The organism is Marinobacter albus (assembly GCF_030238305.1).
Classification (GTDB): domain Bacteria; phylum Pseudomonadota; class Gammaproteobacteria; order Pseudomonadales; family Oleiphilaceae; genus Marinobacter; species Marinobacter albus.
In genome coordinates this window covers 788,057-800,101 of sequence record NZ_JASSQD010000001.1, presented here as the reverse complement: position 1 = coordinate 800,101, position 12,045 = coordinate 788,057, and the positions used below count along the sequence as shown (strand labels likewise).

Annotated in this window: 11 protein-coding genes; 6 read left to right on the top strand and 5 right to left on the bottom strand. The window is 57.1% G+C overall.

Going from position 1 to position 12,045, the window contains the following annotated elements:
- Nucleotides 1-70: 70 nt before the first annotated feature.
- Nucleotides 71-487, top strand: coding sequence for a globin family protein (locus QQF73_RS03665; protein WP_219866789.1), 417 nt, complete (start codon nucleotides 71-73; stop codon nucleotides 485-487).
- 154 nt (nucleotides 488-641) lie between these two features.
- On the opposite strand, the gene QQF73_RS03660 is transcribed toward QQF73_RS03665, so the two are convergent.
- Entirely contained in the window at nucleotides 642-2,147 is a 1,506-nt protein-coding gene (locus QQF73_RS03660) for an MFS transporter (RefSeq protein ID WP_219866790.1), read from the bottom strand.
- 44 nt (nucleotides 2,148-2,191) lie between these two features.
- The gene (locus QQF73_RS03655; protein WP_218635458.1) at nucleotides 2,192-2,653 is read right to left on the bottom strand and encodes a universal stress protein; all 462 of its coding nucleotides are present in this window, start codon (nucleotides 2,651-2,653) and stop codon (nucleotides 2,192-2,194) included.
- 279 nt (nucleotides 2,654-2,932) lie between these two features.
- On the opposite strand from QQF73_RS03655, the gene QQF73_RS03650 reads away from it, so the two are divergent.
- The 3 genes from QQF73_RS03650 to QQF73_RS03640 all read left to right on the top strand — a co-directional run bounded on the left by QQF73_RS03650 (nucleotide 2,933) and on the right by QQF73_RS03640 (nucleotide 5,750).
- Nucleotides 2,933-4,291: an MFS transporter gene (locus QQF73_RS03650; RefSeq protein WP_219866791.1), complete on the top strand. Its 1,359-nt coding sequence runs from the start codon at nucleotides 2,933-2,935 to the stop codon at nucleotides 4,289-4,291.
- Between the two features lie 100 nt (nucleotides 4,292-4,391).
- Nucleotides 4,392-4,847, top strand: a complete 456-nt coding sequence (locus QQF73_RS03645; protein WP_219866792.1) for an EVE domain-containing protein — start codon at nucleotides 4,392-4,394, stop codon at nucleotides 4,845-4,847.
- 87 nt (nucleotides 4,848-4,934) lie between these two features.
- The gene (locus QQF73_RS03640) at nucleotides 4,935-5,750 is read left to right on the top strand and encodes an ion transporter (protein ID WP_219866793.1); all 816 of its coding nucleotides are present in this window, start codon (nucleotides 4,935-4,937) and stop codon (nucleotides 5,748-5,750) included.
- Between the two features lie 89 nt (nucleotides 5,751-5,839).
- Here QQF73_RS03640 and QQF73_RS03635 read toward each other — a convergent pair whose 3' ends face one another.
- The 3 genes from QQF73_RS03635 to QQF73_RS03625 all read right to left on the bottom strand — a co-directional run bounded on the left by QQF73_RS03635 (nucleotide 5,840) and on the right by QQF73_RS03625 (nucleotide 10,084).
- A complete protein-coding gene (locus QQF73_RS03635; RefSeq protein ID WP_228743332.1) occupies nucleotides 5,840-7,771 on the bottom strand; it encodes a DUF3604 domain-containing protein in 1,932 nt (643 codons plus the stop codon).
- 78 nt (nucleotides 7,772-7,849) lie between these two features.
- The gene (locus QQF73_RS03630) at nucleotides 7,850-9,259 is read right to left on the bottom strand and encodes a DUF1214 domain-containing protein (RefSeq protein ID WP_285367263.1); all 1,410 of its coding nucleotides are present in this window, start codon (nucleotides 9,257-9,259) and stop codon (nucleotides 7,850-7,852) included.
- A gap of 447 nt (nucleotides 9,260-9,706) precedes the next feature.
- Nucleotides 9,707-10,084: a SirB2 family protein gene (locus QQF73_RS03625; protein ID WP_219866795.1), complete on the bottom strand. Its 378-nt coding sequence runs from the start codon at nucleotides 10,082-10,084 to the stop codon at nucleotides 9,707-9,709.
- 126 nt (nucleotides 10,085-10,210) lie between these two features.
- On the opposite strand from QQF73_RS03625, the gene QQF73_RS03620 reads away from it, so the two are divergent.
- Together QQF73_RS03620 and fabA are read left to right on the top strand one after the other, a co-directional pair.
- Nucleotides 10,211-11,395, top strand: coding sequence for an NnrS family protein (locus tag QQF73_RS03620; protein ID WP_219866796.1), 1,185 nt, complete (start codon nucleotides 10,211-10,213; stop codon nucleotides 11,393-11,395).
- A gap of 140 nt (nucleotides 11,396-11,535) precedes the next feature.
- On the top strand, nucleotides 11,536-12,045 hold the full coding sequence (gene fabA / locus QQF73_RS03615) for a bifunctional 3-hydroxydecanoyl-ACP dehydratase/trans-2-decenoyl-ACP isomerase (protein WP_219866797.1): 510 nt from the start codon (nucleotides 11,536-11,538) through the stop codon (nucleotides 12,043-12,045).

Below are 12,045 nucleotides of genomic sequence, written 5' to 3'. Positions count from 1 at the left end.
GTTATGTAACCTTTGGACTGCTACTTTTAAAATATGAGCTATGCCTTCCTATCAAAGACCGGAGGTTGTCATGTCGTTCGATGACATCTTTGACGAAAGCTATGACCGAGTCCTCCTGGAGTCGCCGGATGGTATTGAGTTCTTTGAGGCCTTCTACCGGCGCTTCCTGAAATCCTCGTCGGAAGTTCGCATTCTATTTCGAAATACGGATATGAATGTGCAACGCCGAATGCTGAAAAAATCGTTCTTCAGCCTGGTCGCGTTCTACGCCAGCGGCACCATTGACGATGTGCTTCGAAGAATCGCTTACCTGCACAGCGCCGCCCAGCTGAACATTAAACCCCACCTCTATGACCTTTGGCTCGAGTGCCTGATCGACACGGTCAAGGCCTACGATCCGGACTTCTGCGACGATGTCGAACTGGCCTGGAGGCTGATCCTGAGCCCCGGAATCACCTACATGAAGTTCGGATACGACCACTTCTGACCGCCCCGGCACGGTCTCGCGCGAGGAGCGGGATCGTGGAGTGAGTACCTGGCAGACGGTCGTCGGCCTTCAGCGTGTATGGGGCACCGGAATTCCTTGAATAAAAAAAAACCGCCAGGATTACTCCTGGCGGTTTTGGCCTCCCTTTCGAATATCAGCCCGCAGTTGCAGCGGCCTGGCGGCGACGTTCCTCTTCCTCGATCTGAAGATCCACCGACGACACCTGGTACTCCTCGGCAAAGCCGGATTCCGGCTCCTTCAGCCACATGACACACAGAACCCAGCTGATAAAGGCGCCCGCGGCAATGATGTAGAAGAACTGGGTCGGGGTGACGAAGGTGAAGATGGTCAGGTAAACCACCGCACCCACGTTACCGTAGGCCCCCGCCATGCCGGAAATCTGTCCTGTCAGGCGGCGTTTGATGGAGGGTATGATGCCGAAGGTGGCTCCCTCCGCTCCCTGGACAAAGAAGGAGGTGAACACGGTAATCCCCACCGCAATGATCAGCGGCCAGTTGGAGTTCATCAGCCCCATCAGGGCAAAACCAACGGAAATACCGAGCATGTAGCTGAGCATCACGAAACGGCGGTTCCCCATCCGGTCAGACACCAGCCCACCCATGGGACGGGCGACCAGGTTCACGAAGGCAAACGAGGCGGCGATGAGGCCTGCGGCAGTCGCGCTCAGGCTCCAGGTTTGCTCGAAAAACATCGGCAACATGGAGACCACGGCCAGTTCGGCGCCAAAATTGGCAAAGTAGGTGCTGTTCAGCGCAGCCACGCTGTTGAACGGGTATTTGTCGTCCTCTGGTACGCCTTTTTTCAGGATAGGCACGTTCACCCGGAGGATCTGAATGATCTGGTAGCACACAATCGCGAAGATCACCGCGTAACAGATGGTTGCTCCGGTGGCACTCAGGTACCCCATGTTCCGGATGCGCCAGACCAGGATGCTCAGCACCCCGACCAGGGGAATGGTCCACAGAATCAGCTTGACCATGTCGCCCCAGGAGCTGACTTCCAGCGCCACGGCCTTGCGCGGTTTGCGGTGTACCGTACCGACAGGGCCGTCGGTGATGGCAAACCAGTAGTAGACCCCATAGGCCGCCATCACAATGGCGCTCTGGGCGATGGCCCAGCGCCAGCCGTCTTCACCGCCGTACATGTGCAGGGCAATGGTGGGCAGTGAAATGGCGGCAGCCGCGGAGCCAAAGTTGCCCCAGCCAGCATAGAAACCTTCGGCAAAGCCGATGTCCTTGGGCTTGAACCACATGGCGGTCATGTGAATACCCACCACGAAACTGGCACCGATGGAGCTGAGCACCAGCCGGCTGACCAGCAACTGGGTCATGGTATTACCGAAGGCGAACACCAGCGCCGGGATGGCCATCAACACCATCAGCACCGAGAACACCCGGCGCGGGCCGAAGCGGTCCAGCGCCATGCCCACGATAATCCGGGCAGGAATGGTCAGCGCCACGTTGCAAATGGCGAACAGGCGAATATCGTCGGCGGTCAGCCAATCGACGCTCTTGAGCATGCTCGATGCCAGCGGCGCCATGTTGAACCAGACGTAGAAGGTAATAAAGAATGCGATCCAGGTCAGGTGCAACGCCTTGATCTCGGCGTTCCTGAAGTGGAAGACGTCAGCGACTTTCATGTCAGCCTCCTTGGGCTATCAATCGAAAACTCAAACTGGCCGATTCAACGGCTGGGTAGGATCAGAAGTGGGCACTGAATCCGTCGGGCGAGAAACGAACTCACGCTGCCGAAGGTCATGTAATCCAGTTCATCCACGAAATAGGTGAGAGAGCGGGCGATGAAACCGCCATCCGGTTCATGGCTGTGGCGGGCAATAACCAGCATGTCCGGATGGATTTTTTTCTCGGCGGCATAAAGCAGCATCTTGCGGGGATCCCCCTCCAGCAGCATGGTCTCGGCACCGACGTCTTCGTTACGGCAGACCTCCATGGCTTCGTTCAGGTAGGCCTTGAGCTCCGAGACTTCCTGCTGGAACAGGTCTTCGTTGCCGGCGGTAATGTCCCGAGGGTTTTCGGCAACCGCGACCAGAACGATCTGGGGTTTCAGTTCGCGGAACATGGTGATCGTCTGGGCCAGAGCCAACCTGGCATTCCGCGATCCGTCGTAGGCAATCATTATTTTCATGGGCTTCTCCGATGACAGGCATGCGCCCCGGATACCGGGGCGGCAATTGATATCTGTCAGCCATTAGCCCACACCCCGATGACCTGCTTACTTGACGCAAATCAACGGATTCGGCGGGTACCCCACCAGAGAAATCAATGGCCTATCACCCCTCCGGCGATTGGCCCTACTTTTCTACCACCGCCCCACCCTGCCGGAGGTACCTCCAATGCCCCGCATGAAAAAACCCTGTCTTTGGTATGGTTAAAACATCAACACATGCAGCAACGGAGGGCGGACATGACGACCCCGACACAGCCTCAGCAGTACCGCGCCCTGGGTTTATCGACGTTCTCGTTTACCCTGTGTTTTGCGGTCTGGACCATCTTCTCGATCATCGGCATCCGTATCGCCGAGGACCTCTCGCTCTCGGATACCCAGCTCGGATTGCTGATGGCCACACCGATCCTTACCGGCTCCATCAGCCGTTTGTTCCTCGGCATCTGGACGGACCGTTATGGCGGCCGCTGGGTGTTCGGGATCCTGATGCTTACCACCGCCGCCTGTGTCTACCTGCTGACCTTCGCCACCACCTACCCGATGCTGCTCGTGGGTGCACTCGGTGTTGGCCTGGCGGGGGGCTCGTTCATCGTGGGTGTGGCCTACACCGCCGCCTGGTTTGAACCGGCCCGTCAGGGTACAGCGCTGGGAATTTTTGGTGCCGGTAACGTCGGTTCTGCGGTGACCAACTTCGGCGCGCCGTTCCTACTGGTGGCCCTGGGCTGGGAACAGACTGCGCAGGTCTACGCCACGGTTCTGGCCATCATGGGGGTCCTGTTCATCCTGCTGGCCAAGGAAGATCCTCTGGCGGCCGAGCGCAGGGGCGCGAAAGCGAAATCATTCATCGAACAGATGGAGCCACTGCGGGAGCTGCGGGTGTGGCGCTTTGCCCTGTATTACTTCTTTGTCTTCGGGGCCTTTGTCGCGATGGCGCTGTGGCTGCCGCACTACCTGATCGGCGTGTACGGCCTGGACATCAAGACCGCCGGCATGATCGCCGCCCTGTACACCATCCCGGCCTCGCTGTTCCGTATCCTTGGCGGCTGGCTGTCAGACCGCTTCGGTGCCCGGCGAGTGATGTACTGGACGTTTACCGCCTCGGTCATTTGCAGCTTCCTGCTGAGCTATCCGCCCACCGACTACATTGTCCATGGCATTGAGGGCGATATCCCGTTCACTCTGGACATGAGCCTGCCCATGTTCGTGGTGCTGATCTTCACGCTGGGTTTCTTCATGTCCCTCGGCAAGGCCGCAGTGTACAAGCACATTCCGGTGTATTACCCGATGCACGTGGGCGCGGTCGGCGGCGTCGTGGGCATGATCGGCGGCCTCGGAGGCTTTATCCTGCCCCTGGCATTCGGCGTTCTCAATGACGTGACCGGCATCTGGCAGAGCTGCTTCATGTTGATGTTCGTCATCGTCGCCGCCGCCCTGATCTGGATGCATTACGCGATCCGCAAGGCCGAGCGTGTGGAGTGGGCCGCGCACGAGGAACGCACCGACCTGCCGGAACTGGCGACTCCGCACCTGTTCTACCCGCTGAACCGCCCTCACCGGCCGGAACATCCGTCAGCCATGCCTCCAGGCGTGAAGAACTGATCCAGTCCTCCTACGGCGCGCCGCGCCCAAAACCCTGCGCCCCCGGTTCCGGGGGCGTTTTTGTCGGGTATACTGCGCGAGTCAACCGAGCGAGGTACCCATGGCTAAGTGGCTGGTCAAGACCGAACCTTCCGAGTGCAGTATCAACGATTTCGCCAAGGCACCGGACAAATCTATTCCGTGGGACGGCGTGCGCAATTATCAGGCACGAAATTTCCTGCGAGAGATGGCCGTAGGGGATGAAGTTTTCATCTACCATTCCAGCTGCAAGCGCATTGGCATCGCCGGTATTGTGAAAGTGGTCAGAGGCGCCTACCCGGACCCGACCCAGTTTGACCCCGCCTCGGCCTACCACGATTCCCGGAGCACACCCGCACAGCCCCGCTGGCAGGCCGTGGATATGAAATTCGTGCACAAGCTCCCCCGGCTCGTCCAACTGGATGAGCTCAAAGGCCTGCCGGGTCTTGAAGGTTTGCCCCTGATTCGTCGGGGTAATCGGCTATCGGTAATGCCGGTGAGCGAAGACGAGTGGCAAATCATACTCAGGCTAACGTGATCGGGTTCCATAAACGCTCTGCGATGCTATCCCCGCACGCCTCCTGCCATTAGAATTGCGGCGATCGATTTTACCTGGAGCCCTAACATGTCTTCGGAACTCAGTACCTTTGCCGGTTTCAGTACCCTGCGCCGGATTGAAGCCAGTAAAATTTTTCAGGCCGTCGTCATTGCCATCATCATCCTCTCGGCACTGACGATCGGCGCGAAGACCTATGATTTACCACCATTTGTCGAACAGGGGCTCACGGTCATGGATAACGCCATCACGGTGTTCTTCCTGATCGAAATCCTGTTCAGATTTACCGCCGCCCCGGTGAAACGACGGTTCCTCCTGGACGGCTGGAACCTGTTCGACACGCTGGTGGTTATCGGCAGTCTGATTCCGCTGGATAACTCCGAAGCCGTCCTGCTGGGTCGGCTGCTGAGGGTATTCCGGGTACTGCGTCTGGTGTCGGTAGTGCCGGAACTGCGCTTCCTGATTAACTCCCTGCTCAAGGCCATTCCAAGGATGGGCTATATTGCCCTGTTGATGTTCATCATCTTCTACATCTACGCCGCCATGGGCGCGATGTTCTTTTCCGAGGTCGACAAGGAATTATGGGGCGACGTGGCCATTGCCATGCTGACCCTGTTCCGGGTGGCCACCTTCGAGGACTGGACCGATGTGATGTACGCCACCATGGAGCAGTATCCGCTGAGCTGGCTGTACTACCTCACCTTCATATTCCTGACGGCGTTTGTGTTCCTGAACATGATGATTGGCGCCATTCTGGAGGTGATGAGCGAGGAACAGAATGCACAGCAGGCTCAGAAAGCGCACGACGAGCGGGATGAAATTGCGCGCCAGCTCCGGTTGGTGCAAAGCAAACTGGATGAGCTATCCGAGAAAATAGACCGTTAATACTGCATTACAGCCAGCATCAACTTGCCCAGCGAACCTGTTCGGTCGCCATTACCATGAATCCCCCCCCAATCACCGTGAAATGAAACCTAGCCCTTAGGCGAGTACCAGATGGGGGAAGTATAGGCGCGTTCCTGATGAGTTGGCTCGACGTCCTTGGGTAATTCAGTGCCGAAAAAGGCCGCATCATAGGTCGTCCAGCGTGGCGTCGGAATCTCCAGAACGCGCACGTAATAAAAAGCGCGCTGATTAGGATCAAAGTCAGGATCCTTCCAAAAGGCCATCATCAGCGCATCCCCGATGCTATTGTTGTAAGTCGCCGTCTTTACATCGACGGAATTGCCCACCGGCGTTTTACAACGATGCTGGTCATTTATCACGCGCTCATCCGAACACAGCACGTCATATACCCGTTCATGCAGCTTGCCCGCAGCATCCATCCAGCCCTTTATGACCTCAACTCGGTCCAGGTTTGCTCCGTCTGCATCGCGTAAAGCTCTGATCATAAGGGTCGGCGACTTGCCCTCCGGGGCTTGAGTCAGATCGCCCCCCATGGGTACGCCTCGCAAATACCCTGTCTTGGCGAAGTCCGGTCTCTGCACTTCGGATTCTTCAAAATCCCAGCCGGCGAATACGCGAACCATCAAACGCGTACCCGTGGTGGCATAAACCTCCTTACGCTGCAACGCATCCCAGATCGCTTCCCGGGTATTGTCAGTTGCCCAAACCGCGGCCAATCCAGAAGCCAACGTACTTACGTGACGGATAGTTATGTCCGGACCGTTCGGTTCCTGCATAAAGCCCGTGATCTTCTCTTCGATGCGCTCGGTGCCGGGCGAAGGCTCTGCAGGCGTGGCTTTGCCGAAATAATTGTTCTCTTCGGTTGTCGCCAGTGAGGTGTGACTGTCAGTGGAGCCTATCATGCCGAACTTGAACGGATTTACCCCAAGACGCTCTTCATACTCAAGACCCCGCTTGAAGGCTTCACGGGCGTATTCACGCGGAAGCATGTCTGACGTCTTGGGTTCCGGACCAAAACTGCCCTTGTCCCAGGTTCCGTAATCGGCGAACTCGTCGTTGGGTGACAGTGCCGGGTGTGCCTCGCCGTCTCCCTTGATTTGAGTGACTTCGTAGACCGGTTCCCAACGCATCCGCCGCTCGGCGTAATCCCGATCGACTTCCTTGCCGGAGAGGGTCTCATCGTCAAACATCAGGCCATTGGAAAGGTTGCCGTTGTGTGCAATCGCTAACGCCCGGCCACCGGTCCTTTCCTCGTATGCCTGCATCCAGGCCCACAGATCTTCAGGGTCGGTCGTGTCGTAATTGGACAACGGAATGATCTGGTCGGCTTCGTCCTTACCGTCGCGAAAGATGACATTGCGGTGCAAATTGTTACCGCCGGGGCTTGAGCTCCACTCAAAGCCGATCAGTGCAGTGAACCGGCCCGGCTCGTTGAATCGTTCAGCAGCTTTCGTCACCCGCTCCCACATGGAGCGAATCAGGCCAGTCTCCCCCGCGAGGGGATCCTGTCCCGCACTCATCCCCTGCCCCCAGAGTGCGTAGGCCTGGCCGTAATTTCCATCGTAAACGAGTTGTGAAATCTGCCGGCCAAAATCCGTTGCCAGCAGGTCAGGATTGCGCTCAGCGATCATCGGCGCCAGCCCCAAATTCTCCGCATGATCGGCCACGACAAGAAAATCCAGCGGCCGCTGGAGCCGTGCACGCACGCCGGCGCTGGAGACAACTGTCTCACCTCGGGCGAAGCGGTAGGCTTCCTCCAGCCCCAACCGGTTACCGATCATCCCAGCGTCGGTCGAAAGGGCCGTGTGCAAGTGGGTGTCACCCCAAAAAATGCGCTGGGGATACCCCATATTGAGATAGGGCGAGTACTCCTTTTCGCCGATGTGATCATCAGCTGTAGGTCCCGCTCCGTAGCCGGCGTAGGAATCTGCCGCCCAGGTACAAGGCGCGAAAAAAAGCGTAATGACAGAAATCACGGAAAACTTCATTTTGGTGTTCATGTTTTGCTCCCTCATTTCTTGGCGAAATCCAGGTAGAGAGAAACAACACACGTCTTCGTCTACGGCCTTCGGATGCCTTTATAACTTTTCCGCCTTGGGCGGTGTCCAGGTCTCGAATTTTTTGAGGTCAGGTACGTAGACCCTCAGAACAACGTCAATCCCGTAGTCGCCGCGTTTCAGCGGCAGCCAGTTTTCCTCCGGCACGCCCTCGGGCTTTTCAGCGACGATATAGATTTCGATTCCGCCGTCCTCATTGAGTTGCATGCCTCCATTCTCGCCCACGCTGTACTTCTTACGATCGTTGGGAATGAAGAATCCGTTTTTTGTGTCATAGAGAGTGAGTGACCAGAACGCTTGCGCAGGCGGCAACTCGTCGGCCGTCATCCGGATCACATAATCGTTTTGCGCGTTCATTGGTTCGCCATCGGCTGTGCCAACGGCCGGGTAGACGGCTTCGACCGCAGGCTGGCCAATAGGCCCGTACACCGACTGGAACAGCAGCAGCTCAAGGCCAATGTCACCCTTTGTCTTGAACAGCCCGGTATTGGCAGCCATCTGGCCAGCTTTAGCCATTTCTTCGGCTTCGATTCGTTCTGCAACCTTGCGGACGCGTTCACCGTCGAGCGGCGCGACCTTTTCGGGATTGTAAGTTCGGCCGGGCACCACGCCGAGCGGTTGATAAAGAGCTAGCAGTTCCTGATCCAGCTCATTACCCGAATCGAAAGTCGTATGGTTGAACACGAACTGCATCACCTCCAACAGGTTGTTCTCGAAGATATCCAGATCGGTCTCGCCGACCGCTGGAAAGTCGACGTCATCGATGGATTCCGGCTCTTCGCCGCGCATCTCTGAAAGGGTGAGCAAATCGACCGACTTCATCTGCTTGGTGATGCGATCAAAGCGTTCGGGATCGTTGGAATGGGGCATCACCCGAAACACGGCCGAAAGGAAATCGCCAGTCGCCTCAAAGTACCGGTCGACCCCCTTCACCCGCTCGCCTTTTTCGTAACCTGCGGTCCGCTCGCTGAAGATCAGCATCGTTTCCGGTTGCTGAAAATCGCCCTGCCGGGTCGAGACCGGGATGTTCACATAATGGTCGTAGCCGGTAATCATCAGCGAGACGTATTTGGAATCGAATGCAGGCATTTCCAGGATGACCGGATCCTTTCGCAGATCGAGCATACAGACGATGTAAAGCGAGTCGTTGTTCGGCCGGGCGATAAGTTTGAGCGTGTGGTCTTTCAGCTGGGTGTCTGCAACGCAGGTGTTCCAGCCGCGGTTCTGGATCGCACTTTTGTTATTGACGTTGTACATGGCAACGTATTGGAAGGAACGCTTGACGAGCTCCTCAACCTGCACATCCGACAATGCAATTGCTTCCCTTGGCTGGCCCAACGAGAGGCCGGCTACAATCAGACCAACTGCGAGAGTCAAAAAAATTGCACAGCGCTTGAGTGGTGTGGTGGAACCTTTTCCGGCATGGTCCATTGCCTTTCTCCTCAGAAAAACCCTAGTTGGTCTTCTGGAAGCAGCTAAAAGAACTTATTAACAACGTGCTTACAAAAGCTTGTTATGAAAGCGGCGGGGGTACTAACAATTCCGCGATTCGAATTGTATTGCGAATTCCCTGAGCTTCAGAGAGAAGCACTCGCCTCATCCAAAGTGACTTCCCACCAGAACGCCGGCCCGATGAAATCCTCGTCGCGCCACCAGGACAACGCAGCAAAGTTGATTGGGATCGCGCTCTCCACCTCTTTCAATGGCGGGAACCTTTAACCTCCTCCGTTTCTAAATGTAGCTCAGCTTTTCAACTGCGTTCAGGCCATGGTTGATCCGAATCAAAAAAGTTGTCGGTGACCGCTTCGAGCGGCGCAGTGTTTGAACATGCCTTTCGGAATTTCGCTATGGGGCAGAAACAGGAACGGCGCTGACGCTTCAGCCAAATGCGGGTTTGAAGAGCGCCAGATGAAAGATTCCTGCCACCTGAACCAGAGCCAGCATGGCGGCCACCACCCGGAACGGTTTACTGAGTGTGGGTTTCAGCGCAAAGGCCCCGGCCACGATATAGCCGATCAACAGGATGATCTTGGCCGTGAGCCAGCCATGAACGAAGGGCATCCAGGGCGTCACGACAACGAGCCCTATGGCCGCCGTGAGCAATAGCGTATCGTTAGCATGGGGAATCCAGCGCAATGGCGTCTGGCGCCAACCGGGTCTGCCGACCAGGTCCATCAGCAAACGAACCGCAAACAGAACGACGGTAATCAACGCTGTGGTCACATGCAGGTGTTTCAGGATCAGATACGCGCTCATCAGGCTACCTTTTAAATCAATGCAATAGCGGCATTGTACGCACAAGTACCCGGTAGGGGGTATGGCCATTCCGGGCAAAAACCTACAACATACATTCTATATGAATGTATTAATGGGAGCCCAACCATGAAGGTCATTCCTATCCCTGACGCAACGGAATCCGCCAATATCCGGCAGCTCTTCAGCCACCCGTTCCGCATCTTTTTCCTGTCCATGGTCATCCTGGCTCTGCTCTTCATCCCGGTCTGGGTGCTGCAGGTGACGGGGGCAATCAACCTGCCCCTGGCGTTGCCCGGCTTGTTCTGGCACCAGCATGAGATGCTGTTCGGCTTTCTTTCTGCGGCTATCGCCGGCTTCCTGCTGACCGCCGTTTGCGTCTGGACCCAGACGTCACGTACCCACGGCGGGCGCCTCGTCGTTCTGTGGGGCGTCTGGCTCGCCGGTCGAGTTCTGCTGGCTTTCGGCGCGGGTCTGCCCGACTGGCTGGTGCACACGGTGAACCTCGCATTCCTGCCACTGGTGATGCTGGATGCAGGCTGGCGTATCTGGAGCGCCAGACAAACACGTCAGCTGTTGATCATGGTGGTACTTGGACTCTTGTGGCTGATGCAAGTGGGCTTCGTACTCAGACTCGACATGACCTACAGCTACGGCGCACTGATCATGGCCATGGCGTTGATCAGCATCATCGGCGGGCGCATCACGCCGGCATTTTCTGCGGGCTGGATGCGACAGCAAGGCCTTGAGTCCACAGCAATCAAGGTCGTACCAGCCCTGGACATGGCGTCGCTAGCCTCCATGATCCTTCTGATGGCAACACTTGTCTTGGGCTGGCAAAACACAAGCGGCGTACTCGCCGTTGCCGCCGCAATCCTGATAACGGTCCGGCTGGCCGGCTGGAAAGGCTGGCTTACGCGCAGGGAGCCACTGCTCTGGATGCTGCATCTGTCCATTCTCTGGGTTCCGGTCGCCCTGGTCCTGCTGGCAGGCACCCAGCTCGCCGGTTGGCCGTCCAACGCCTGGAGCCACGCCGCCGGCACCGGAGCGATCAGTTGCCTCATTCTCGGCGTGATTGCCCGGGTATCCCTCGGGCACACGGGGCGCCCGCTGATTCTGCCGCGAGGCATGGTCCTGGCGTTTGTGGCCATTCACCTCGCTGCCGCAATCCGGGTTCTGACGGCGCTTTCCGTTATCCCTTGGCACCCTGGCATTGGCAGCAGCACCTTGTTATGGCTGGTGGCGTTCGGGATTTTTCTTGCCCGTTACACCGGGATTCTTGCCTCACCGAGACCGGACGGAAAGGAGGGGTAGACTACCCGACACCCGTCCGGGATGATCATTGAGCCCTAAATCCGCCCGGTGCACGTAATCATCCACTAATGGTCAATAGCTCCTCGCGAGATACGAGCTACAGTTACAGTAAATCATTCTGTAACAGAGACACGGGCACTATGAATCCAGATCATTTTGAGAAAGAAGACCTCATCAAGTGCGGGCATGGCGAACTTTTCAAGGGGTCCATGCGCTTGCCGATCGATGAAATGCTGATGGTCGACCGCGTTACTCACGTAAGCGCCGACGATGGCGCCTACGGCAAAGGCAGTCTTGTGGCCGAACTCGACATCAACCCGGACCTGTGGTTCTTCAAGGTTCATTTCGTGGACGACCCGGTGATGCCCGGCTGCCTGGGCCTGGACGCCATGTGGCAACTGGTGGGTTTCTACCTGGCCTGGAGTGGCGGCGAAGGCAAAGGGCGCGCACTGGGTGCAGGCGAGGTCAAGTTCTTCGGTCAGGTACTGCCAACTGCCAAGAAAGTGACCTACCGTCTCGATATCAAGAGGCTGATCAAGCGCAAGCTCACCATGGCCATTGCCGACGGCAGCATGGAAGTGGACGGAAGGGAAATCTACACCGCCAAAGACCTCCGGGTTGGCATGTTCACCTCCACCGATGATTTTTAG

Coding starts and splice junctions, on each gene's coding strand:
- QQF73_RS03665 (WP_219866789.1), top strand. CDS start 71: ATGTCGTTCGATGACATCTTTGACGAAAGCTATGACCGAGTCCTCCTG.
- QQF73_RS03660 (WP_219866790.1), bottom strand. CDS start 2,147: ATGAAAGTCGCTGACGTCTTCCACTTCAGGAACGCCGAGATCAAGGCG.
- QQF73_RS03655 (WP_218635458.1), bottom strand. CDS start 2,653: ATGAAAATAATGATTGCCTACGACGGATCGCGGAATGCCAGGTTGGCT.
- QQF73_RS03650 (WP_219866791.1), top strand. CDS start 2,933: ATGACGACCCCGACACAGCCTCAGCAGTACCGCGCCCTGGGTTTATCG.
- QQF73_RS03645 (WP_219866792.1), top strand. CDS start 4,392: ATGGCTAAGTGGCTGGTCAAGACCGAACCTTCCGAGTGCAGTATCAAC.
- QQF73_RS03640 (WP_219866793.1), top strand. CDS start 4,935: ATGTCTTCGGAACTCAGTACCTTTGCCGGTTTCAGTACCCTGCGCCGG.
- QQF73_RS03635 (WP_228743332.1), bottom strand. CDS start 7,771: ATGAACACCAAAATGAAGTTTTCCGTGATTTCTGTCATTACGCTTTTT.
- QQF73_RS03630 (WP_285367263.1), bottom strand. CDS start 9,259: ATGGACCATGCCGGAAAAGGTTCCACCACACCACTCAAGCGCTGTGCA.
- QQF73_RS03625 (WP_219866795.1), bottom strand. CDS start 10,084: ATGAGCGCGTATCTGATCCTGAAACACCTGCATGTGACCACAGCGTTG.
- QQF73_RS03620 (WP_219866796.1), top strand. CDS start 10,211: ATGAAGGTCATTCCTATCCCTGACGCAACGGAATCCGCCAATATCCGG.
- fabA (WP_219866797.1), top strand. CDS start 11,536: ATGAATCCAGATCATTTTGAGAAAGAAGACCTCATCAAGTGCGGGCAT.